The organism is Chitinophaga flava, from assembly GCF_003308995.1.
Taxonomy (GTDB): domain Bacteria; phylum Bacteroidota; class Bacteroidia; order Chitinophagales; family Chitinophagaceae; genus Chitinophaga; species Chitinophaga flava.
On sequence record NZ_QFFJ01000001.1, the window covers coordinates 1,607,317 to 1,629,887 of the forward strand.

At 48.9% G+C, this 22,571-nt stretch carries 18 protein-coding genes; 7 read left to right on the forward strand and 11 right to left on the reverse strand.

What is annotated here, in order from left to right; translation table 11 throughout:
* Window positions 1-157: 157 nt before the first annotated feature.
* Window positions 158-748, reverse strand: a complete 591-nt coding sequence (locus DF182_RS06375; RefSeq protein ID WP_113614824.1) for a hypothetical protein — start codon at window positions 746-748, stop codon at window positions 158-160.
* Window positions 749-842: 94 nt separating this feature from the next.
* Here DF182_RS06375 and DF182_RS06380 point away from each other — a divergent pair, with 94 nt between their 5' ends.
* On the forward strand, window positions 843-1,676 hold the full coding sequence (locus DF182_RS06380) for a CHAD domain-containing protein (protein WP_161964075.1): 834 nt from the start codon (window positions 843-845) through the stop codon (window positions 1,674-1,676).
* 33 nt (window positions 1,677-1,709) lie between these two features.
* Here DF182_RS06380 and hutG read toward each other — a convergent pair whose 3' ends face one another.
* The 6 genes from hutG to DF182_RS06415 form a co-directional block, all read right to left on the reverse strand.
* Entirely contained in the window at window positions 1,710-2,708 is a 999-nt protein-coding gene (gene hutG / locus DF182_RS06385; RefSeq protein WP_113614825.1) for a formimidoylglutamase, read from the reverse strand.
* A gap of 3 nt (window positions 2,709-2,711) precedes the next feature.
* On the reverse strand, window positions 2,712-3,941 hold the full coding sequence (gene hutI, locus DF182_RS06390) for an imidazolonepropionase (RefSeq protein WP_113614826.1): 1,230 nt from the start codon (window positions 3,939-3,941) through the stop codon (window positions 2,712-2,714).
* A 136-nt stretch (window positions 3,942-4,077) separates the two neighbouring features.
* Entirely contained in the window at window positions 4,078-5,748 is a 1,671-nt protein-coding gene (gene hutU / locus DF182_RS06395; RefSeq protein WP_113616791.1) for a urocanate hydratase, read from the reverse strand.
* Window positions 5,726-7,294 (reverse strand): histidine ammonia-lyase, encoded by a 1,569-nt coding sequence (gene hutH / locus DF182_RS06400; protein WP_113614827.1) that lies wholly within the window; start codon window positions 7,292-7,294, stop codon window positions 5,726-5,728. Before hutH ends, hutU begins: the two co-directional genes overlap by 23 nt.
* Window positions 7,295-7,341: 47 nt before the next feature.
* Window positions 7,342-7,830 (reverse strand): MarR family winged helix-turn-helix transcriptional regulator, encoded by a 489-nt coding sequence (locus DF182_RS06405; protein WP_113614828.1) that lies wholly within the window; start codon window positions 7,828-7,830, stop codon window positions 7,342-7,344.
* Between the two features lie 442 nt (window positions 7,831-8,272).
* Window positions 8,273-8,686, reverse strand: a complete 414-nt coding sequence (locus tag DF182_RS06415; RefSeq protein ID WP_113614830.1) for an SET domain-containing protein — start codon at window positions 8,684-8,686, stop codon at window positions 8,273-8,275.
* 144 nt (window positions 8,687-8,830) lie between these two features.
* Between DF182_RS06415 and DF182_RS06420 the strand changes: the two genes are divergently transcribed.
* Both DF182_RS06420 and mgtE read left to right on the forward strand, forming a co-directional pair.
* The gene (locus DF182_RS06420) at window positions 8,831-9,706 is read left to right on the forward strand and encodes a bestrophin family protein (protein WP_113614831.1); all 876 of its coding nucleotides are present in this window, start codon (window positions 8,831-8,833) and stop codon (window positions 9,704-9,706) included.
* A gap of 58 nt (window positions 9,707-9,764) precedes the next feature.
* Complete coding sequence (mgtE, locus tag DF182_RS06425) at window positions 9,765-11,141, forward strand: magnesium transporter (protein WP_113614832.1); 1,377 nt, start codon at window positions 9,765-9,767, stop codon at window positions 11,139-11,141.
* Between the two features lie 122 nt (window positions 11,142-11,263).
* Here mgtE and DF182_RS06430 read toward each other — a convergent pair whose 3' ends face one another.
* Window positions 11,264-11,800 (reverse strand): histidine phosphatase family protein, encoded by a 537-nt coding sequence (locus DF182_RS06430; protein WP_113614833.1) that lies wholly within the window; start codon window positions 11,798-11,800, stop codon window positions 11,264-11,266.
* Window positions 11,801-11,902: 102 nt separating this feature from the next.
* On the opposite strand from DF182_RS06430, the gene DF182_RS06435 reads away from it, so the two are divergent.
* From DF182_RS06435 to DF182_RS06450, 4 genes are all read left to right on the forward strand, one after another.
* Complete coding sequence (locus tag DF182_RS06435; protein WP_113614834.1) at window positions 11,903-14,275, forward strand: S9 family peptidase; 2,373 nt, start codon at window positions 11,903-11,905, stop codon at window positions 14,273-14,275.
* Between the two features lie 270 nt (window positions 14,276-14,545).
* Entirely contained in the window at window positions 14,546-16,381 is a 1,836-nt protein-coding gene (glmS, locus tag DF182_RS06440; protein WP_113614835.1) for a glutamine--fructose-6-phosphate transaminase (isomerizing), read from the forward strand.
* Between the two features lie 14 nt (window positions 16,382-16,395).
* Entirely contained in the window at window positions 16,396-18,597 is a 2,202-nt protein-coding gene (locus DF182_RS06445) for a DUF4954 family protein (RefSeq protein ID WP_113614836.1), read from the forward strand.
* Window positions 18,585-19,160 carry a DNA-3-methyladenine glycosylase I gene (locus DF182_RS06450; RefSeq protein ID WP_113614837.1) on the forward strand — a complete coding sequence of 192 codons (576 nt, stop codon included), beginning with the start codon at window positions 18,585-18,587 and terminating at the stop codon, window positions 19,158-19,160. Before DF182_RS06445 ends, DF182_RS06450 begins: the two co-directional genes overlap by 13 nt.
* Window positions 19,161-19,327: 167 nt before the next feature.
* On the opposite strand, the gene DF182_RS06455 is transcribed toward DF182_RS06450, so the two are convergent.
* From DF182_RS06455 to fucP, 3 genes are all read right to left on the reverse strand, one after another.
* Window positions 19,328-20,392, reverse strand: a complete 1,065-nt coding sequence (locus DF182_RS06455) for a cytochrome-c peroxidase (protein WP_245957382.1) — start codon at window positions 20,390-20,392, stop codon at window positions 19,328-19,330.
* 7 nt (window positions 20,393-20,399) lie between these two features.
* Window positions 20,400-21,179 (reverse strand): MbnP family protein, encoded by a 780-nt coding sequence (locus DF182_RS06460; protein ID WP_113614838.1) that lies wholly within the window; start codon window positions 21,177-21,179, stop codon window positions 20,400-20,402.
* A gap of 68 nt (window positions 21,180-21,247) precedes the next feature.
* Window positions 21,248-22,555, reverse strand: coding sequence for an L-fucose:H+ symporter permease (gene fucP, locus DF182_RS06465; protein ID WP_113614839.1), 1,308 nt, complete (start codon window positions 22,553-22,555; stop codon window positions 21,248-21,250).
* Window positions 22,556-22,571 lie beyond the last annotated feature (16 nt).

Consider the following 22,571-nt stretch of genomic DNA (forward strand, 5'->3'; position numbering starts at 1 on the left):
TAAGCGGAGATTTTAGCGGAGACATAATTTGAGCTGAATAAATATAAAAGCAATGTCCCGATTGATGTTTGTCAATCGGGACATTACTTTTATATTGCCTACTGTTCGCTTTGATCTTCGTTTATCAGGAGCATCAGCGGCATCAAATACATCACAGTTATCGGTTCAGTGACTTAGCCAGTTTTTTACCAGACACTGCATAAGCTTCCTGGATACGTACGCCGGTATCGAAGTCAAAACCACCGAAGATACGGCCCGGAGCGTTGTCTAAGGACATTTTAGCCACAGGCTTTTTGCTGGCTGTTTCCACGATCAGCACCTCTGCATCTATATAAGCGTTTTTACGCATGATGCCTATATTGAAGCCTGGTTCAACAAAGGTAGTATGGAAGATAAGGGTATACTTTGCTTCAGGGAAACGTCCGGCTTTGATATCACTGTTTTCGTTAAAAAGCAATTCAAACTTGGGCTCGAAGCGGTTTTTCCGGTCGTCTTTCCAGGCTTTGGCCCAGTTGTCACCTTTACCGGCTTCTTTCTGGTTATACTCTTCTGTTTTTTTCCGGATGTAGTCGTCTTCGTTATCGAACTTGCCTACTTTCAGCTGGTTGTAAGTGTACTCGACATTCAGTTGTTTTTCATTTTTCAGCGCAGACAAATCGCCTTCCACGAGTTTGATTTTCTGGGCCATGACAGGGATGCTTAAGGCCAGCAGCAATGCGGCAGCTGCTAATCTAAGGATGGTTTGCATTTGGATAATTTTTGCCAAAACTATGAAAAGGCTGTCGGATAATCCTGCGTATTTATACCTATTTTTCTTCCCATTTTACGTTATCTTTAGTATAATGCTCAAAACCCTCCTCCACGATTATCTGGAGTCTGCCTGCTCCACAGTAGCGGCCTCATTTGAACAGCTCCAGCACCCCACCCGGCGACAAAAAGCCATCCATCAGCTCCGGGTGGGCAGTAAGAAAATACGTGCACTACTCGCATTGGCACAGCAAATCCCCGGTTATCATCTCAAAAAAGGTAAATACCTGACTACGCTTAAAATACTGCAACAGATAGGCGGCATATCACGCGATACCCAGCTACAGGAACAATCGCTGACCCGCCATGAAAAAACAGTCTCCTGGCGCTTTTCTGTTGCTCATCTGTTACTGAAAACGAAACTGACTACCGTCGATACTACCCTGGAATCCTTGTCTCAACAACTATCTATCAAAAAACTAACAACCTTACCGAAAGCCTTTAAAGCTGCCATCGCTGATATTGAAGATGAAACCGCTATCGCCGTTATGACCGAGCATGTAGCAAAACAATACAGACACATTTTTCTGCCGGACAGCAAGGCCCCCGACACCGTGTGGCATGATCTGCGAAAAAATACGAAGAGGTTGTATTATCAACTGAGCATCATTACACAATTACCGCATCATACACACCGGCACCGGCAACAGCTGCAGCACACCAAAAAAACCGGCAACCTGCTGGGGCAATGGCATGATGCCAGTGAATTGTTGTTGTTCATAAAAAATACAGCCACAAAAGTGAAGAAGGAGAAAACAGGGCTGTCTGACAATGTATCAAAGCTGATTCATGAATTACAACGGGAAACAACGGAAAAACTGGCGGATAGCGCCAAACGTATACATATGCTGACTAACAGTGCTGACTAAAAAGAGCAGCGCCCTTTTTAGTCAGCCTGCAGATTATTCTCCACAATAAGCCATGAGCACTTCAAAGATAATAGCAGCGCCCAGTTTGGCAGTACGGTTGTCGATGTCCAGTGAAGGATTTAGCTCCGCGATATCCACTCCACATACTTTTCCACTTTCAAGGATGGCCCTGTAACACTGCAGGAACAAGCCGCCGGGGGTAATGCCGTTGTAGGCGGTAGCACTAACGCCTGGTGCAAAAGGTGATGCAAAAACATCCAGGCAGGTGGTCAGATATACTTTGTCTACCTGGCTGAGGAAATGTTGTATCGCCGCAAAAATGGTGTCTTTATCTTCCAGGTGGAAGGCATCGGCCCCCACATAGGTAGCGCCTTCTTCGCCGGCTATGTTAAAGAGCTGGCGGGTGTTACCGTTTTTCTGGATGCCGAGGGCAAGGTAGTTGAAAGGCTCTCCGCTTTGTTTGCAATCCTGCGCCAGTTGCCAGAAACCGGTGCCGGAGCTGGGCCCTTCTTCGCCAGGGATGCGGATATCAAAATGGGCGTCGAAATTGATCAGCCCCAGCTGCCCCTTACCATGCATATACTGGCGTATACCACTGGCATGGCCATACGTAATTTCATGTCCGCCGCCCAGCAACACAGGCAGGTAGCCGGCTGTGAGGATGGCTTGTACAGCATTGCTGAGTACCAGCTGTGCTTCTTCGAGGGCTGTGCCGGTGCAAACGATATCGCCGGCATCGAGCAGTACAGCCTGTTCGCTGAAGTGGGCCGGGAAATTAGCGATGACTTTTCTCAGCGCGCCGGGACCTTCTACAGCGCCGGTACGGCCCTTGTTGCGGCGTACGCCTTCATCACAGGCAAAGCCCAGGAACACAACACCTTTCTGTTCTTTTTGCAGCGCAGGCAGTGGCTGTTGCAGCAGGTCTACTGTTTTGATGACCTGATGCCAGCGCAGCAGGTCAGCTTCCTTACCATCTATACGGCCGGTCCATGCATTAGCAGGCGTAGGCCGGTAGCTTTCCTTTGTTATCATAGTTTATTGGACTAAATCTCCTTTTTTCCAAACCATCGCCGGTTTCATTTTACCCTGATAGTAGAGTATGTCTCTGAAGTCGGCGGTGGGGTAAGCCTGCAGGTCGGCCACAAATCCGACGTCCAGCTGGCCTGCATCTTTTATCTGCAGTGCCGGTGCTGCCCTCAGCGTTAAAGCTGCCAGTACTTCGGCAGTAGACAGTTTTTCTGCCGCACTCATCACCGCTGCCTGTATCAGCAGATCGCCCATCGGCGCTGATCCCGGGTTCCAGTCACTCGCGATGGCCACACAGGCTCCTTCATTCAGCAATCTGCGTGCCGGCGCGTAATGCATACCCAAACCGAGTGATGCACCTGGCAATACTACCGCCACAGTGTCAGATTTGGCCAGCAATGCTATTTCCTTATCGCTGCTGGCTTCCAGATGGTCGGCAGACAGCGCACCTGCTGCCACAGCCACTGCTGCGCCACCGGCGCTGAACTGATCAGCATGTACCGTGGCGGCAAAACCCAGCTCACGGGCCTTCTGCAGGTATGTCAGTGATGCTGTTGCAGAGAAAGCTGTTTCTTCAATGAAAATATCTACGCGGTTGGTGAGCGCTTCCGCTTTCAATACAGGCAACAACTCATTGAGCACCCATTGCAGATAGGCTTCTTCTGTACCATTGAAATCCCTTGGTTTCATATGTGCGGCCAGACAGGTGGACACCAGTGTGGCAGCAGTATGCAGCGATGCCTGTTGTATGGCCTGCAGCATTTTCAGTTCGCTTTCAAAGTTAAGCCCATAACCACTTTTCACCTCTATGGTTGTAACCCCTTCTTTCAGATGACGGTTGGCACGGGCCACCGTATTTTCCACCAGGGTAACCATATCGGCTATACGTGTTTTGGTAACAGAGTCCCATATACCGCCACCAGCGCGGGCTATCTCAAGGTAACTTTTACCGGCAATACGCATGGCATAGTCCCTGTTGCGGGTACCATCAAAACAAATGTGTGTATGACAATCAATAAACCCTGGCAGCAACACCATTGGCCGGTCAATAAAAGCCAGCTCACAGTCAGGATACTCACGCTGCAGTTCCTTGTAAGGCGCCACTGCGACTATTTTCCCATCGCTCACCACGATACCACCTTTTTCGATGACGGTGAGCTGTTCGTCCTGCAGCGTGCCTTTCAGCGGCAGGCCTGTCAGGGGAAGGATTTGCGAGAAAGGACCTATTAATAGTTTCATTGGATGCTTTGGATATTGGGTGATTGGATTTAGGGATTTTTTGATTGATAGATTTTGGAATTTGTTGGCGGAGATTGTGTTATGCTACTTTTCCGTCATTTTAAATTCCAAAATCCATCAATCAAAAATCTCTTATCTAAATATTGATCCCGAATTTATCGGCCCATTGCTGTGCTTTTTCATAACCAGCGTCGGCATGACGGAAGATGCCCATGGCCGGGTCGTTGAACAGCACACGGCTAAGGCAGGCAGCAGCCCGGTCTGTACCGTCTGCCAGTACCACCATACCGGCATGCTGGGAGTATCCCATGCCTACGCCACCACCGTGGTGGAAAGACACCCAGGTAGCACCGCCACCGGTGTTGGACATCAGGTTGAGCAGTGTCCAGTCGCTCACAGCATCAGAGCCATCTTTCATGGATTCTGTTTCCCGGTTGGGAGAAGCTACAGAGCCGCAGTCGAGGTGATCACGTCCGATAACAATCGGTGCTTTTACCTTACCGGTCCTTACAAGTTCGTTAAAGATCAGTCCTGCTTTTTCTCTTTCTCCCAGGCCCAGCCAGCAGATACGGGCAGGCAATCCCTGGAAGGCCACTTTTTCCTGCGCCTGTTTCAGCCAGTTGATCAGGTGGGTATTTTCCGGGAAAGCTTCCATCAGCGCACGGTCTGTGGTATAGATATCTTCAGGGTCACCGGAGAGGGCTACCCAGCGGAAAGGTCCTTTTCCTTCGCAGAAAAGCGGACGGATATAAGCAGGTGTGAAACCAGGGAAATTAAATGCATTGGGCTCACCACCTTCTTTAGCGAATTCGCGGAGGTTGTTGCCATAGTCGAAAGTCACGGCACCTTTTTGTTGCATCTCCAGCATAAATCCTACGTGGCGGGCCATGCTCCTGAGCGACAGCTGACGATAACGGGCAGGATCGTTTTTACGCAGTTCCAGCGCGGCCTGGAGGGTCATGTCATTGGGCACATAACCATTGATAGGATCATGTGCGGAAGTCTGGTCTGTGAGCACATCGGGGATGATATTGTCTTTGAGCAGACGTTCCAGCATATCGCCGGCATCGCTGACAAGGCCTACAGACAGCGGCTGTCCTTTAGCCATCGCTTCTTTCACCCAGGCTAACGCTTCCTCATAGGAATAAGTCATGCGGTCGATGTAGCGGGTATCTATACGTTTTTGTATGCGGGTAGGATCGATGTCTGCAGCGAGCATCACGCCACCGGCCATGGTAGCGGCCAGGGGCTGGGCGCCACCCATACCACCGATACCGGCAGTAACGATCAGTTTACCGGCGAGGTTACCATTGAAGTGCTGACGACCGCATTCCATAAAGGTTTCGTAGGTTCCCTGCAGGATGCCCTGGGTACCGATATAGATCCAGCTGCCTGCAGTCATCTGACCATACATCATGAGGCCTTTGGCGCGCAGTTCGTTGAAATGTTCCCAGGTAGCCCATTTAGGTACGAGGTTGCTATTTGCAAGCATTACTCTGGGGGCCTGCGGATGGGTACGTACGATGCCTACCGGTTTGCCGGACTGCACCAGCAGAGAATGGTCTTCATCGAGTTCCAGTAATGTTTTGATGATTTTTTCCAGGGCTTCGCGGTTGCGGGCAGCCTGTCCGATACCACCGTAAACTACCAGTTCATCGGGGTTTTCAGCTACTTCATCATCGAGGTTGTTGAGCAGCATACGCAGCGGAGCTTCTGTCTGCCAGGATTTAGCATGCAGCTGAGTGCCGCGGGGTGCCTTATAATGCGGATGCGCCGCGTATTGTTTAATAAAGTCCAAACTGGTCATGATAGATTCCATTTATAGGTAATTGATGCTGTGCGGCTGCTTCATTGGCTACGCGCACAAGAGACTGGTCAGAAACGATTTGGTGCAGCGCTTCGATATCATAAGCGAAGATGCGGTCTTTATTGGCGAAAGAAACTTTTTCGCGGGCGTAGCGATGTACAGCTTCCAGGATGGGACCTGATTTGCGTGGCCGGCGGAAGTCTACAGCCTGTGCGGCATACAGCAGTTCTATCGCCAGGATGTATTCGAGGTTGCCGATTACCTGGTTGAGTTTACGGCCGCTGATAGATCCCATGGACACGTGGTCTTCCTGACCCAGTGAGGTAGGCACGCTATCGGCGCTGGGAGGGAAACAGAGTGTTTTATTTTCGGTAACCAGTGCTGCGGTAGTGTACTGCGGTATCATAAATCCGGAGTTGAGTCCCGCATCTTCGATCAGCAATTTGGGCAGGCCATAGCGACCTTCAATCATCATGTAACTGCGTCTGTCGGAGATATTACCTACTTCGGCAGCGGCGATGGTAGCGTAGTCGAGAGGCAATGCCATAGGCTGGCCGTGGAAGTTTCCTCCGCTGATGGTATCGGTATCACTGAAGATGATCGGGTTGTCTGTTACAGCATTGAGTTCGATGGTGGTCAGTTCTGCGAGGTGCAGCCATGCGGTGCGGGAAGCGCCGTGTACCTGCGGCATACAGCGAAGTGAGTAAGGGTCCTGAACGCGGTCGCAGTTGACATGTGAGGCCATGATCTCGGAGTTGTCGAGCATGGTTTTAAGACGATGTGCTACGAGCTGGTTGCCTGGGAAAGGCCGGATGGCGTGCAGACGCGGGTCAAAAGGTTTGTGGGTACCCATGAGTCCTTCGAGGGAGAGAGCGCCGATGATGTCAGCTGCTTCCAGTGCGTTGTGCAGACGTTGTACTGCTTTCACAGCGAAAGACAGGATGAACTGGGTACCATTGATGAGGGCCAGACCTTCCTTGGGGCCCAGTACGATGGGTTGCAGACCTTCCTGCTGCATCACTGCATCCATGGTGGTTTGCTGACCTTTGTACCACACTTTTCCGAGGCCGATGAGTGGCAGGAAAAGATGTGAAAGTGGGGCGAGGTCGCCGGAGGCGCCTACAGAGCCTTTTTCAGGCACCAGCGGGGTGACATTGTTTTCGATATGCCAGATGATGCGCTCCAGTGTAGTGAGCGCCACGCCTGAATATCCCTGTGCCAGTGCATGTACTTTGGTGATGAGCATGAGGCGGGCAATCTCTTCGGGGATAGGGCTGCCTACGCCTACGCTGTGGCTTTGCAGGATGTTGTACTGCAAGGCGCGGGTATCTTCTTCTGAGATTTTGGTATCGCAGAGCGGGCCGAAGCCGGTGTTGATACCATATACCGTGGTATGTTGTGCAACGATTTTCTGCACGTATCCATGGCTGGTGTTGATACGGGTAATGACTTCCGGAGACAGGATGCCTTTTATTTTGCCGGCGGCAATATCGAGCACCACGCCTACTGTCAACTGGTCAGTACCGTATTTGAAAATATCACTCATGGTTATTGATTTATAGATAAAGATTGAGCTGGTGTATGATGATTGATTTATTTGTGTTGTAAGGAGTTTACTACTCTTTCCGACAAGGGTCGCTGCTGCACTGCCTGTTCCACCTGTGCAATAGCGGCCAGCAGCTGCTGGCTTTGTTTGTTCTCCATCACGAGATCTTCCATGGCTATGGAGATGGCTTTCCAGATGGGTTGTATCTGATGCAGCATTTCTGTGCCTTTTTTAGTGAAGGCTACCAGCTGGCGTCGTCCATCTTCTTTGCAGGGCGTGGTTTTAAGCAGACCTTTTTTGCGCAGGTTAGTTACCATCTGACTAACGGCAGAGTGGGATATTTCCAGCTGGGCAGCGATGTCTATAATAGGCATGGGCTGCTGGCCGGAGAGCAGGTAAAACACGGGGAACCAGCTGGCATCAAAGGGGATGCCTGCCTGTTCATATACCTTGTTGACTTCCATGAGGAAGTATTCACTGAGCCTCCGAAGGCGGCTGCCAAAGACCAGATATCCCAGTGATGGATAAAAACTCATTCAATTACGAATTACGGATGATGAATTACAATTTATATAAGCGCTTATATAATTTTCTTTTAAAAAGATGATAAACGGGCGGAAGAGTGATCGCGGGCGATCATCCGCTTTTATCATCTGTGTTGGCAAGGTCTGCAGAGAAAGGGCTTTACCGGCTAAATCATGGTGCCGGTGCTATGATGGACAAAACCGGTCGCTCCTATGGATTGATGCTTCACTGGCCAAATCATCATCCTGGTACCTTCAGACAATGGTACCTTGGTAGAACAGCTGACGCTTAATCAGCGGGGCCGGTGATGCCGGTGCCTTCTGGCAGCAGTACCTTTTTAAATTATATAAGTACTTATACAATATTAGGAAAAAATTACCAGGCGCCAAGGATTTTTCCGGAAATTTCCGGACGGGCATCGCAGCGGCACCCATCCGGAAGGTCCGAAGGTCCTTATTTGGACTTTTCCTGGTTTTCTTTGGTACGTTTCATATCGAACCAAACCGGGGAATCGTCAGTCACATCACCGTTGTAGTTGATGAACAATTCCTCTCCTCTTTTGATATCGCGGCGGGTGATGATACTCATCGTTTCAGCATCAAAATCCATCTCGTATTCACAGTTGGGATTGTAGTCGTGGTTGTAGATAGAGCAGAACCCCAGGGCAATGCAGGAGCGTGTTTCACGGACACCCCAGAGGAAAATATAATTGTGAAGTTTTGTTTTGTCCACAATTTCTGTGTCGTCATAAGAGAGGACCAGTACGGGAGATGTCTCAATCCTTGTTCCGGCGGGAATTCGTTCCTTTGTGTATACTCCCCGACCTTTTCCCTTGGACTTATCTACGTATAAGTATGGCTTAATCATAGCGCTAATTCAAATAAAAGAAGGCGTAAAGTAAAGTTAAAGCAGGAAGTTATCAAAATCATGTTTAAAAATTTTAGGTTTGCGGCCCGATTTAATTTTCTTTTAAGGGATCGGTATTTACTTTTATACGTTAACAGTTAGCTTATGATCAACTACAACCCGAAAGACTGGTTTACGTTTATCTTCCGTATCCACAAAGCGGACACGGTACGGAAGCTCTTTCCCATGTTTATAGCCCTGTCCATCTATTCTGCTGCAATAGCCTGGCTGGAGCTATCTTTCTGGAACCTGTCTGCCAACAGTGAGATTAAAAACATATCCCTGATGCACGGCCTGCTGGGGTTTGTCATCTCCCTCTTACTGGTATTCAGAACCAATACTGCCTATGACCGCTGGTGGGAAGGACGTCGCCAATGGGGCACGCTGGTCAACAGCAGCCGTAACCTCGCCATTAAACTACAGGCCATGTTACCGTCTTCCAACAAGGAAGCCCGGGAATTTTTCCGGATCATGATCCCCAACTATGCCTTCAGCCTCAAAAACCATCTGCGCAAAACCTATAAGCCGGAAGAAATGGAAGCACTGCCCGGAGAACAGGACCCCGTAGATCTTTCCAAACATGTACCCAACCAGCTGGCTTCCCGGATCCAGTGCAAAACCATGGAACTGCATCGCCAGGGACAACTCAGTGGTGACCAACTCATCATCCTCAACAATGAGTTACAGGCACTAACCGAAGTTTGCGGCGCCTGTGAGCGCATCAAAAGCACTCCTATTCCTTTCAGTTACAGTGTATTCATCAAAAAATTCATCTTCTTCTATATCATGACCATGCCCTTCGGGTATGTGTTCAGCCTGGGCTACCTGATCATCCCCATGGTAGTATTTATATTCTTTGTACTGGCCAGCCTTGAACTTATTGCCGAAGAAATTGAAGATCCTTTCGGACTGGACGCCAACGACCTGCCTACTGATACTATCTGTAACAATATCCGCTTACACGTCGGAGAATTATTATAGTAATAACCCGGAGGCGTTTTATTTTAACTTATTTTCGCGCATAGAGTCAAATTAGTACATGGAAAATGAAGCATTACTGGAGAAATTCAGCACACTGAAGAAAGAAAAAAACTACCGCGAGCTCTCAGTGTACCTGGACGACCAGTTAATTACGGACATAGCAGAGTTGATCCACGACGACCCGGAAAATGCCGGCGCTATTATCAACAACCTGTCGATCACCCGAGCGGCAGCGGCTTTCCGTATCCTGGACTTTCCCCTGCAGGAAGACGTGATCAGGGCACTGGCACCCGCCAAAATAGCCGAGCTCATGAATGAGTTGCCGGCCGATGACCGTACCTCCTTCCTCGAAGAACTGCCCAGCGAAGCCGTGAAAGAGCTGATTAAACTACTCGACCCGGAAGAACGACGCATCACCCTTTCCCTGCTGGGATACCCGGAGAACAGCGTAGGACGTATCATGACGCCCGATTATATCGCTGTCAGGGAAGAATGGACCGTCAAAGAAGTGCTGGACTATATCCGGGAACACGGAAAAGACAGTGAGACCATCGACGTAATTTATGTGATAGATGAAAAAGGCCATCTGCTCGATGACTTCCGTATTCGCGAATTTCTGCTGGTAGCCACCGACACGGTGGTACATACCCTCATGGACGACCGCTTTGTATCGCTTCATGCCAATGATGACCAGGAAGAAGCCATCCAGGTGTTCCGGATGGAAAACCGGGTAGCCCTCCCTGTAGTAGACGACCAGGGCATCCTGCTGGGTATCGTGACCATCGATGATATGTTGTGGATTGCCAACGAAGAACATACAGAAGACATTCAGAAGATCGGTGGTACCGAAGCCCTCGATGAGCCCTATCTCGACATGCCCCTACTCAAACTGGTCAAAAAGCGTGTAGGCTGGCTCGTGGTACTGTTCATCGGTGAAATGCTCACCGCCACCGCCATGGGATTTTTTGAGGATGAAATAGCCAAAGCCGTAGTGCTGGCCCTCTTTGTACCATTGATTATCTCCAGTGGTGGTAATAGCGGCTCACAGGCTTCTACCCTTATCATCCAGGCTATGGCACTGGGCGAAATCACCATCAACGACTGGTGGCGCGTTATGCGACGCGAAATTGTTTCGGGCCTGATGCTGGGAAGTGTTCTGGGTTGCATCGGATTCATCCGCATCCTGCTCTGGAACAGCCTTTTCCACACCTATGGAGAACATACCGTTCTCATAGGCACTACTGTAGGGTTCTCCCTCGTAGGCGTGGTATTATGGGGCACCCTTTCCGGTTCTATGCTACCTATCATCCTTAAAAAAGCCGGCGCCGACCCCGCTACTTCTTCCGCTCCTTTTGTAGCCACACTGGTAGATGTGACGGGACTGCTGATTTACTTCACCGTGGCGTATACACTGATGAGAGGAATACTGTTATAACTGTAACTGTGATAGGTTATGATGTTTGATGATTTTCCTCATGAGCGAAGATTAAAGCGAATTATAAAAAGCGAATGGGCCATTGATCTGATCAATGGCCCATTCGCTTTTTATACTGCTCGTCAAGGATAACAGTCTTCTGTGAGACTGCTGCCTGCCGATGTTTTACGGACAATAAAAAGCCAGTCGTATTCATGTTCGCCGAGGGCAGCCATATGAGGACGGGCCCGGAGACTATGCAGCAAAGGCACCAGCGTATTGCTGTGACCGATGATGAGCAGACGTTTACCCCAGTCGCCATGCCGGGTGATTTCGTATATCAGTGATTCGCCAGTAGTATCTGCTTTATAGAAACAGGTATCAAGATGTAGCTTGATCCGCAGGCTGTCGGCCGTTTGGATACTACGCAGGTAAGGAGTGAGATAGATCTTGTCGAGATGGGCATTTTTCAGCCTTTCATATAAAAACCCGGCTCTTTTAAACCCTTCCGGCGTGAGGCAGGTGTCTGCTCCCGGAAACCGTTCTGCGTGCCTGACTACATAAAAGGTACCAGTGAGGAAGGTGGTATCTTCCGATACCGGCACCGGCTGGCGCTGCGGCGGTTTAGGCTTGCAGGCAGCCAGCAGAACAAAGACACATAAAACAGGGTATAAGCGCATATGGCAGCATGATTACAGATAAACACCGTACGTCTATCCAAAATTTCCAGCAATTTATGATTAAACTGTTACATTTATCAGCCAACAAAATAAACATCTGCTATGACAAAATGGGTACTGCCCGCCATCATTTTTTTATCAGCCAACAGTCTCTATGCCCAACAACCAGGGCCGCTTACGGTAGAAAAAATCATGCGCGATCCTAAATGGATAGGCACCTCCCCCGACAACGTGTTCTGGGGAACCGACAACCAGACAGTGTATTTCAACTGGAATCCGGACAAACAACTTGCCGACTCACTCTATGCCACCGGTATTAAAAACAACACGCCCGTTAAAACCGCGGCAGCCGAACGTTCTCTGATAACAGCCAGATCTGAAGGCACTTACAACCAGGACCAGTCATTGCTGGCCTATAGCTTTCAGGGAGATATTTTCCTGCTGGACATCAAAACCGGCAAAACCATCCGCATCACCAGCACTACTGCCCCTGAAACCAAACCGGTATTCAGCTTTGGCGGACGGCAGGTGGTATACCAGCAAAACCGCGACCTCTTCGCCTGGGACCGCACCACCGGCACCACTACCCAGTTGACCAGCTTCGAAACCAGCAGCAAACCACCAGCTGAAAAGGCCGATAAAGACAAGGGCAACGCAGAAGAAAGATATCTCAAAGCACAGCAACTGGAGCTGATGGCCATCATCCGCGATAAAAAAACCAAAGCAGATGCCGCCACCGCCTTCAATAAACAATACGATCCCAAACCGCTACGCAGCCTGTATCTCAACGATAAAAAGCTGCAGAGTGTACAGATAAGCCCTGATGGCCGCTATGTCACCTACCGCCTCTACAAGGCGGCCGCTGATGCGCGTAATACCATCGTGCCTGAATTTGTGACTTCCACTGGCTTCACTACGGATATCCGTTCCCGTGATAAGGTGGGTGCTCCCCAGGGCAGCTTCGAAAGTTTCCTCTACGACCGCCTGCGCGACACCGTACTGCCTATCGTTACTTCCAACCTCACCGGCATTAAAGACCGGCCTGATTTTACCAAAGACTACCCCGGCAGAGACAGCGTTGTAGTCAGGGAAGTAATCGTAAATGGCCCCTACTGGTCTGAACAAGGGACCCATGCCATTGTTGATATCCGTTCACAGGACAACAAAGACCGCTGGATCGCTTTGCTGGACCCCACCACCGGCCAACTAAAAACGATCAACCGTCAAAGAGATGAAGCATGGATCGCCGGTCCCGGTATAGGCTGGAGCATGGGAGGCAGCAACCTGGGCTGGATAGATGAAAACACCTGCTGGTTCCAATCGGAAGCCAGCGGCTATTCTCATTTGTACACCACACAGGTAGCGACAGGCCAAACCAAGCAACTGACCAGTGGTGCGTACGAAGTGCAGGATGCGCAGCTGTCTCACGACAAAAAATATTTTTACATCATCACCAATGAAATACATCCCGGTGAAAAACAGTTATACCGTATAGCCGTTACCGGTGGTAAAGCAGAAAAACTGACCTCCATGCAGGGAGCCCATGAAGTCAGCATCTCCCCTGATGAAAAATGGATCGCGTACCGCTACTCCTATTCCAACAAACCCTGGGAGCTGTATCTGCAGCCCAACAACGCAGGCGCCAAACCTGTACAGATCACCCATCAGGCACAATCCGAAGAATTCCGTTCCTACCCCTGGCGTGATCCGCAGGTGATCACTTTTACTGCCCGCGACAACCAGCCGGTGTATGCACGCCTCTATACACCAGACCCGGCAAAGAAAAACGGCGCTGCCGTTATCTTCGTTCATGGCGCCGGTTATCTGCAGAATGCACATAAATGGTGGAGTAATTACTTCAGGGAATACATGTTCCACAACCTGCTTACTGATAAAGGTTATACCGTGCTGGATGTAGATTACCGCGGCAGTGCCGGCTATGGCCGCAACTGGCGCACCGGTATTTATCGTTTTATGGGCGGCAAAGATCTCGATGATGAAGTAGACGCAGCAAAATATCTGGCAGAGAAATTGCAGGTAGACGCGAACCGTATCGGTATCTATGGCGGCAGCTATGGTGGCTTCATGACACTGATGGCTATGTTTACCAAACCAGGTGTATTTGCCTCCGGTGCTGCACTACGTTCCGTTACCGACTGGGCACATTACAATCACGGCTATACGAGCAATATCCTGAATGAACCATTCACCGATAGTATCGCTTACCGCCGCTCCTCTCCCATCTATTTTGCAGATGGACTGAAAGGAAAACTGCTGATGTGCCATGGTATGGTAGACACCAACGTACACTTCCAGGATATTGTGCGGTTGTCTCAACGATTGATAGAACTGGGAAAAGATAACTGGGAGCTGGCTGTTTATCCTGTGGAAGATCACGGATTTACTACCCCCAGCAGCTGGACGGATGAATACAAAAGAATCTTACATTTGTTTGAGAATACATTATTGAAGTAATTAATAAACGCGGATTTTAAGCGAAGACCTAAGCGATTAAAATCCGTTATACATCAAAGGGAATATAGTGAACGATGCTCCGGATATTAACATTCGGTTAATCGCACACTATATTCCCTTTTTTCATTTTATTTTAGAATGCACGTTATGTGAAATGCATGCACGCAGGAACCATATCTTATATTATATTTTATTAACATAAACTGATGTTATTTTCACAATTTATGCGATATTGCAATCAACACCCTCACCAAAAACGCGATTAAACACATGTGTGGAATTGTAGCTTACATCGGGCACAGAGAAGCATACCCGGTAGTATTGAAAGGCCTTAAAAGACTGGAATACCGCGGTTACGACAGCGCAGGCGTAGCCATTATCAACGACGGACTTCAGGTATACAAGAAAAAAGACAAAGTAGCGGCATTGGAAGAGTACGCATCCAGTTATGATATGCGCAGCTCCATTGCCATCGGACATACCCGCTGGGCCACACACGGAGAGCCTTGCGACCGTAATGCCCACCCCCACCTTTCCGGTGACGGAAAACTTTCCATGGTACATAACGGCATCATCGAAAACTATGTACAACTGAAGCAGGAGCTGAGCAAAAAAGGACATGTTTTTCAAAGTGATACCGACACAGAAGTGTTGCTGCATTTCATCGAAGAGATCAAACAACAGAACCAGTGCCCGCTGGAGGAAGCCCTCCGCATTGCTTTAAAAAGAGTAGTGGGCGCCTATGTGATTGTACTGATCGATGCAGACAACCCTGATACACTCATCGCCGCCCGTAAAGGCAGCCCGCTGGTAATAGGCGTAGGCAAAGGCGAGCACTTCCTCGCTTCCGACGCCTCCCCTATTGTGGAATACACGAAAGAAGTAGTGTATGTCAATGACTACGAGATCGCCATCATCAAAGCCGACGAGCTGATCCTGAAAAATATCTCCAACGAAAGGCAGACTCCTTACATACAAAAGCTGGACATCGAGCTGGCCGCTATTGAAAAAGGTGGTTATGCCCATTTTATGCTCAAAGAGATTTTTGAGCAGCCACAAACAATTTTTGATAGTCTGCGTGGTCGTCTGGATGCTAAAAAAGGTACGCTTACCATGGGTGGTATCCGTGAATACGCGGAAACCCTCAGCAAGGCCCAACGCATTATTATCGTGGCCTGTGGCACCTCCTGGCATGCCGGCCTTATCGCTGAATATATGATCGAGGAACTATGCCGCATACCCGTGGAAGTGGAATACGCTTCTGAGTTCCGCTACCGCAATCCGGTAGTAGGCCCTGGTGATGTGATCATAGCCGTATCGCAGTCGGGCGAAACAGCTGATACGCTGGTAGCCATTGAAGCTGCCAAAGAAAAAGGTGCTATCATTCTCGGCATCTGTAACGTAGTAGGTTCTTCCATTGCGCGCATGTCTCACGCTGGCGCCTATACGCACGCAGGCCCTGAAATCGGTGTAGCCAGTACAAAAGCATTCACCGCACAGCTGGCAGTACTCTGCCTCGTAGGGCTAAAGATAGCGTCAGAAAAAGGCTCCATCACCCAACAACGTTTCCAGTACCTGCTCGATGAGCTGGAACAGATATCCGATAAAGTAGCGACTGCTCTTACACTCGATGACCAGGTAAAACAGATAGCTGCGAAATATAAAGATGCGCGTGACTTCCTGTATCTGGGCCGTGGCTACAACTTCCCCGTTGCCCTGGAAGGCGCACTGAAACTGAAAGAGATCTCTTACATCCACGCCGAAGGTTATCCTGCGGCAGAGATGAAACACGGTCCTATCGCACTGGTAGATGAAAACCTGCCGGTAGTGATTGTGGCTACCAAAGACAGCTACTACGAAAAAATTGTTTCCAACATACAGGAAATAAAAGCCCGCAAAGGCAAAGTGATCGCCGTTGTAACAGAAGGCGATCAAACCATTCCTCCCATGGCAGACGATGTTATTTTTGTACCTTCAGCGGATGAACTGGTTGCTCCGATTATCTCCGTTATACCTCTGCAATTACTCGCCTACCACATCGGCGTATTAAAAGGGTTTGACGTTGATAAACCGAGGAACCTCGCCAAGAGTGTGACTGTTGAATAACAAAGATCTTATCCATGAACAACATCAAAAAAAAGCCTCTATCCGAACTGGGGTACAACTTTATTGAGACCCCGTTGCCCAAAGGTAAAGACGAATACTACCTGCGTAATGAACAATGGAACCGGCAGGATCATTACAGAAGACTGCTGGCCCATGAAGTAGAAGCACTGGTACGAAACGACAACAGCTCCGACGACTGGAACAATATTTTTGTTTCCAATGAATTTAATCCTCAGCTGGTGCAGCACTGCCACTTTTTTGGCATGGTACGCATCGGCAAACTGGAACCGTACTATCTGGAATTTCACAACCTGCGGCTGCCGGTAGGACTGTACAACAGCACTATCTGCGCCTGTGATTTCGGAGATAATGTAGTCGTACATAATGTCAACTACCTGTCTCATTATATCCTGGGCAACGAGGTGATTGTAGCCAATGTAAATGAAATGGCCACCACCGACTATGCCAAATTCGGGAATGGTATTTTAAAAGATGGTGAACAGGAAAGTGGTCGTATACAGCTGGAGCTGTGCAACGAAAACGGTGGCAGAAGTGTTATGCCCTTCGACGGCATGCTCCCCGGTGATGCTTATCTCTGGACACGCTACCGCGACGATCAGCAGCTGCAACAGCAGTTCAAAGCCTTTACTGAAAAACAGTTTGATAAACGACGCGGCTACTACGGTATGGTAGGTGATCGTACCGTGATCAAAAACTGTAAGATCATTAAAGATGTTACCATCGGCACGGATGCCTATCTTAAAGGCGCCAACAAACTGAAGAACCTTACCATCAACAGTGCCAGCGATGCCGCTTCCCAGATCGGGGAAGGATGCGAACTGGTGAATGGTATCATCGGTTACGGATGCCGGGTGTTTTATGGTGTGAAAGCTGTGCGTTTTGTGATGGCTTCCCATTCACAGCTGAAATATGGTGCACGGCTGATCAACTCCTATCTGGGTAACAACGCCACTATCTCCTGCTGCGAAGTATTGAATTCACTGATCTTTCCAGCACATGAACAGCACCACAACAACTCTTTCCTGTGCGCGGCGCTGATCATGGGGCAAAGCAATATGGCCGCCGGCGCTACTATCGGCTCCAACCACAACTCACGCGGAGCAGATGGTGAAGTCATTGCCGGCAGAGGCTTCTGGCCCGGCCTCTGCGTAAGCCTCAAACACAATTCAAAGTTTGCCACCTTTACCCTCATCTCCAAAGGGAATTATATGTCAGAACTACATATCAATATCCCTTTCAGCCTCGTACTCAACGATGAACATGACAACCGGCTCAAAGTAATGCCCGGCTACTGGTTCATGCACAACATGTACGCGATTGCCCGCAACTCCTGGAAATACGTAGACCGGGACAAACGGACAGACAAAACACAATACATTGAGTACGATTTTCTGGCACCCGATTCTATAGAAGAGATGTTTGAGGGACTGGGTATCATGGAAGCAGCCGTAGGAAAAGCCTGGTTCGCCCTTCCGGATAACACACCTAAAAAGGAACTAACGGAGAAGGATATACGTAAAAAAGGAAAAGAGCTATTACTGCAACAACCGGAAGTAGTAGCACAACTGACCATACTGGCCACCGGTATGGAAAACAGTTCCCGCGAGGTACAGCTGCTAAAAGTACACAAAGCCTATGCTATCTTCCGCGAGCTGATCGTTTTTTACGGTATCAAAAATATCATCACTACCAACAAACCATCTTTCCTGGCTTTACAGGCTGCTATCAAAACAGCTAAACGCAGCGAATGGCACAACATTGGCGGACAGCTGATGAAAGAGGAAACGGTGAATACGCTCAAACAGAAGATCAAAAAAAATAAGATCTCCGGCTGGCCACAATTGCACGAAGCTTATGTTGCCATTGGTAAGGAATACTCATCAGACAAACTACAACATGCCGTAGCCAGTTTATTGGAAATAAAAGAGGTATCTTTGAAAAACTTTACCCCGGCGCTACTGGCTGAATGGCTGGAAGACTCTACCCGCACCATGGAATGGATCACACACAACATTCGTCATTCCCGCGAGAAAGATTATAAAAACCCCTTCCGCCAGATGGCATATGAGAATGCTGATGAGATGGATATCGTACTGGGTAGCCTGGAACATAACACCTTCATCAATGAAACACTGAACGAGCTGGGTGAGTATAAAAACCGTGTGAGAAAAATCATCAATGAATGGGAACTATAGCCACCGAAAAAAGCCGATGCGGCTGGAGTCTTAAAGATCAATTGTACAAAGATTATCACGACAACGAATGGGGAAAACCCAGTCATGATGATCGCCACCTCTTTGAACTGCTATGCCTTGAAGGCGCACAAGCCGGACTGAGCTGGCACACTGTACTGGTCAAAAGAGAAAACTACCGCAAAGCATTTGATAACTGGGACGCTAAAAAGATCGCTAAGTACGACGAAAAAAAGGTGGCAAAACTACTGGAGAATGAAGGAATCATCCGTAACAAACTAAAGGTCAATTCCGTCATTTCCAATGCCAAAGCTTTTCTGGCCGTGCAACAGGAATTCGGTTCCTTCGACCATTACATCTGGTCATTTGTCAAACATCAGCCTATCGTCAACAATTTCAAAACCTTGCAGGAAGTACCCGCTAAAACAGCTATCTCCGACGCCATGAGCAAAGACCTGCTCAAACGCGGATTTAAGTTTGTAGGCTCTACTATCTGTTACGCCTATATGCAGGCAACAGGGATGGTGAATGATCATGTGACAACATGCTGGACAAGGAAACCGTAACTATGATGTATGTGATTTTTCTGATTGACCTGATGGGCGGAGATTGAAGCGGAGATTAATAACGAAGATAAAAGCGAAAGGAGCTATTGATCATTTTCAATAGCTCCTTTCGCTTTTATCTTCCTGTATCATTTTCATCAGAAAAATCACACCCATCACAGTTCTGTTCATGGATTGATCAACACTTCGCTCAGCGCATCATTGTTAATCAGCGTATAATCAGTGAGGGTATTAAGGAAGAGATATAGTTGCCTTTTTTCCTGGGCAGAAAGCGGGATACCGTTTTTCACCAGCGGATCAGTAGTACTGGTAGCTTTGACACCGTGATCATAAAAATCGAAGACCTGGAATATATCGAAGTAGCGACCGTCATGCATATAGGGCGAGCTTTTCAGGATATTGCGCAGGGAAGGCACTTTAAATTTAAGATAATCGCCGGTGCTGTTGGTGATTTTCATACGGCCTACATCATTGAGCGCTGGCAGGTAAGGCAGACCATTGCTGCGGTAACTCAGATCTGTAAACAGCGGCTCTTTATGACAGGCTGCACATTTCTGCTGGAAGATCTGATAGCCGGCCTGTTCATCCAGACTGAAGGCCGCACCGGGTTCTTTACGCATAATACTATCGTACCTGGAATTACCGGATATCATGGTGGCCACAAACTGGGTAATAGCTTTAAACATGCGTTCGCTGGTTACTTCTTCGGTACCGAACGCATCTTTGAATTTCTGCCGGTATTGCGGGTCGCCCTGCATTTTTTTCAACAGCTCCTTGAGGTCCATCGCCATTTCATTGTGGTCTGTAAGTGGTGTCAGTGGCTGTATTTCCAGGTTATTCACACCACCGTCCCACATAAATTCCTTTTGCCAAATCATATTGAAGATGACGGGCACAGAGCGGGTGCCCTGCTGGCCGCCAACACCGTGGCTCAGCGCATGGTCGAAATGTCCGAAGGCAGCGAACTTCTGGTGGCAGAAACCACAGGATACTGTACTGTCACGTGAGAGCCTGTAATCGTAAAACATAAAGCGGCCCAGGGCAATCCCCTGTTTGGTAAGTGGATTGTTGGCAAAGCTATATACCGGCGCAGGAAAGCCCGGAGGCAGCTGTAGAGCCACTGGTTCGGGCCGTGTGCCATCACCACCGCCCTTGTTCTCCTTCTTACAGGCATGGGCCAGCATCAGCAGTATTCCAAAGGTAGCGGCGATATATAGGGCTTTGTGACGCATGGGTGATTTAATTTTTGATGGAGAACATCTGCTGGTAGTTATTGGCGATCCTCAGTGCATTGGTTCCTTCCGCCATGATCACAGCCGCCTGTTTAAAACTCACAGTATCGGGCGTAAACCATTTGGCGGCATCCGCTACAATATTCAGTTGCGGGACAACGCTCATGGTGGGATTGATACCCAGTTTCACAGGAAGAGAAACTATTTTTAAAACATTATAAGGCCCTTTAAAACCGCCTACATGAAACTGGAACTGATGGGTGGGAGAAGCTACTGCATCAGCATACCCTTCCATCTGCGCCATGATATAACCACTGTTCCAGGTCCAGAACATCCCGTTTTCCGGCGCCAGGGCACCGGATTGTACGCCACTGTTATTACGGGCGCTGTCTACCCCTATCATAAAACGAAGGGCTGTATAATTACCTTGCGGGATACTATCGAGGGAAATCCGTTTGGTGGAATCTGTTGCATCATCTATCAGAAAATAGGCGGGCGGCAGGATAACTGTTTTCCCCGCATCATTCACCAATGAAAAATTACTGAGATAATAACGGAAACGGGAGATGACAAAAGATTCACCGGAAGGGTTTATATAAGTGCTGCTACTACGCACCAGCGGACTGCCATTCATCACATGGGAGAAATTCAGCGTCAGCCTCGAATAAAGAACCGGCGGATCCTCTGTGGAGGATTTATCTTTTTTGGAGCAACTGCTGAGCCATAGGATAGACAGGCATAACAGGATACAACGGAAGGTAAAGGAAGTATAAATCCGCAAAACCATGGTATTCCTTTTTGTTATCAGGAAGATACGATGATTTTGCGGATTAGAAGATTAAAAAAAGCGATGTATTAGCTTCTGGCAGCATCCAGTTTGTGGCCCTTGGCCCCAAACCATACTACCACTGCAAAACATACCAACGGTATGATATAAGCCATCTGAATATTGGATGCATCAGAGATGAGGCCCATCAGCGGCGGGCAGATTGCACCACCTACAATAGACATCACCAGCAGGGAAGAACCCAGTTTGGTATCTCCGCCCAGCCCTCTGATACCCAACGAGAAGATGGTCGGGAACATGATCGACATAAAGAAAGGCACCAGCAACACAGCCCCTACAGCCACCATACCTTTGGTAGTCATCGCCAGCAATATCAGGCCCACGTTAATAGCACCATAGACGGTCAGCAGAGAAGAGGCTTTTATTTTACTCATGAGGAAGGTACCGAAGAAGCGGCCTATCATGAAGCCCAATCCTGCTACCCATCCCAGCAGATTAGCGGCTTCTCTTTCCGGTATGCCGGCTGCATATTTGGCAAAGCGGATAAAGAAGGCGTTCACGCCGATCTGTGCGCCGATATAGAAGAACTGTGTAATCACAGCTGCTACCAGGTGTTTATGTCTGAAGATACTGCCTCCGGAAGGGCTGGCATCTACGTTTTCATCTTTAGCTTCCTGCACTTCCGGCATTTTAGTGACTACAAACATCAGCGCCACGAGGAGTACCACCATCCCGATAATCATGTAGGGAATTTTTACGGTGCCGGCCTCTGTGCTGAGGTATTGCTGCAGCTCAACCGATGACATGGCATTGAGCTGATCCTGTGTATGTTCTGTACCAGAGAGGATAAACCGGGCACCTAATACCGGCCCCAGTACAGCACCTACGCCGTTAAAGGACTGGGCCAGGTTGAGGCGGGTGGTGGCTGTTTCCGGACTGCCCAGTACGGTCACGTACGGATTGGCAGCTGTTTCGAGGAAAGTCAGCCCGGTGGCTATCACGAATAAAGCGCCCAGGAAAGCAATGTATTCACGGCTGTTGGCAGCAGGAATAAACAGAAAGGCCCCTATCGCATATAAACACAAGCCGAAAATGATGCCCGTCTTGTAACCGAACTTACGCATGACAGCGCCGGCAGGCAATGCCATCAGGAAGTAGGCCGCAAATACTGCAGAATCGATGAAGGACGACTGCAGGTCTGTAAGCTGACAGGCCTTTTTCAGGTGCGGGATAAGCACCGGACTCAGGTTGTGAATTAATGCCCACAGGAAAAACAGGCTGGTAACCAATATAAACGGGAAGAGATAACTGCCCGCTTGTTTCCCGCTGGTGGGCTTGCTGGTATAGGTGGAATTACTGACTGCGCCTCCGGCCATAACGAAGAGTTTAATG

What these genes read in the sequence shown, in the direction of transcription:
- DF182_RS06375 (WP_113614824.1), bottom strand. Translation starts at nt 748, where the DNA reads ATGCAAACCATCCTTAGATTAGCAGCTGCCGCATTGCTGCTGGCCTTA.
- DF182_RS06415 (WP_113614830.1), bottom strand. Translation starts at nt 8,686, where the DNA reads ATGATTAAGCCATACTTATACGTAGATAAGTCCAAGGGAAAAGGTCGG.
- DF182_RS06460 (WP_113614838.1), bottom strand. Translation starts at nt 21,179, where the DNA reads ATGGTTTTGCGGATTTATACTTCCTTTACCTTCCGTTGTATCCTGTTA.
- DF182_RS06445 (WP_113614836.1), top strand. Translation starts at nt 16,396, where the DNA reads ATGAACAACATCAAAAAAAAGCCTCTATCCGAACTGGGGTACAACTTT.
- DF182_RS06435 (WP_113614834.1), top strand. Translation starts at nt 11,903, where the DNA reads ATGACAAAATGGGTACTGCCCGCCATCATTTTTTTATCAGCCAACAGT.
- fucP (WP_113614839.1), bottom strand. Translation starts at nt 22,555, where the DNA reads ATGGCCGGAGGCGCAGTCAGTAATTCCACCTATACCAGCAAGCCCACC.
- hutG (WP_113614825.1), bottom strand. Translation starts at nt 2,708, where the DNA reads ATGATAACAAAGGAAAGCTACCGGCCTACGCCTGCTAATGCATGGACC.
- DF182_RS06380 (WP_161964075.1), top strand. Translation starts at nt 843, where the DNA reads ATGCTCAAAACCCTCCTCCACGATTATCTGGAGTCTGCCTGCTCCACA.
- hutU (WP_113616791.1), bottom strand. Translation starts at nt 5,748, where the DNA reads ATGACCAGTTTGGACTTTATTAAACAATACGCGGCGCATCCGCATTAT.
- DF182_RS06405 (WP_113614828.1), bottom strand. Translation starts at nt 7,830, where the DNA reads ATGAGTTTTTATCCATCACTGGGATATCTGGTCTTTGGCAGCCGCCTT.
- DF182_RS06455 (WP_245957382.1), bottom strand. Translation starts at nt 20,392, where the DNA reads ATGCGTCACAAAGCCCTATATATCGCCGCTACCTTTGGAATACTGCTG.
- hutH (WP_113614827.1), bottom strand. Translation starts at nt 7,294, where the DNA reads ATGAGTGATATTTTCAAATACGGTACTGACCAGTTGACAGTAGGCGTG.
- DF182_RS06420 (WP_113614831.1), top strand. Translation starts at nt 8,831, where the DNA reads ATGATCAACTACAACCCGAAAGACTGGTTTACGTTTATCTTCCGTATC.
- DF182_RS06450 (WP_113614837.1), top strand. Translation starts at nt 18,585, where the DNA reads ATGGGAACTATAGCCACCGAAAAAAGCCGATGCGGCTGGAGTCTTAAA.
- mgtE (WP_113614832.1), top strand. Translation starts at nt 9,765, where the DNA reads ATGGAAAATGAAGCATTACTGGAGAAATTCAGCACACTGAAGAAAGAA.
- glmS (WP_113614835.1), top strand. Translation starts at nt 14,546, where the DNA reads ATGTGTGGAATTGTAGCTTACATCGGGCACAGAGAAGCATACCCGGTA.
- DF182_RS06430 (WP_113614833.1), bottom strand. Translation starts at nt 11,800, where the DNA reads ATGCGCTTATACCCTGTTTTATGTGTCTTTGTTCTGCTGGCTGCCTGC.
- hutI (WP_113614826.1), bottom strand. Translation starts at nt 3,941, where the DNA reads ATGAAACTATTAATAGGTCCTTTCTCGCAAATCCTTCCCCTGACAGGC.